Genomic DNA, 238 nt, shown 5'->3' with positions numbered 1-238 from the left:
ATGCTGAATCCAGGCGATGCCATTCTGCTCGGCACGCCACAGGCGCGCGTGGAAATACAGCCAGGCGATCGCGTGCGTGTTCTCGCAGAAGGTTTCCCGCCGCTGGAAAATCCGGTAGTGGACGAACGTGAAGTGACCACGCGCAAGAGCTTCCCAACGCAGCCACACCCGCACGGCACGCTGTTTGCCCTCGGCCTGAACTACGCCGACCACGCCAGCGAACTGGAATTTAAGCCAC

At 61.3% G+C, this 238-nt stretch carries 1 protein-coding gene; it reads left to right on the top strand.

Annotated features, from left to right (window positions below):
* On the top strand, positions 1-238 hold a 238-nt coding region (locus R0J88_RS23295), incomplete at both ends, for a fumarylacetoacetate hydrolase family protein (protein WP_410901360.1).

The sequence above is a fragment of the Pseudoalteromonas sp. SIMBA_162 genome (assembly GCF_046535955.1).
Taxonomy (GTDB): domain Bacteria; phylum Pseudomonadota; class Gammaproteobacteria; order Enterobacterales; family Alteromonadaceae; genus Pseudoalteromonas; species Pseudoalteromonas marina.
The sequence above is the reverse complement of the archived record's forward strand: the minus strand, read 5'-3'. Positions and strand labels throughout refer to the sequence as shown.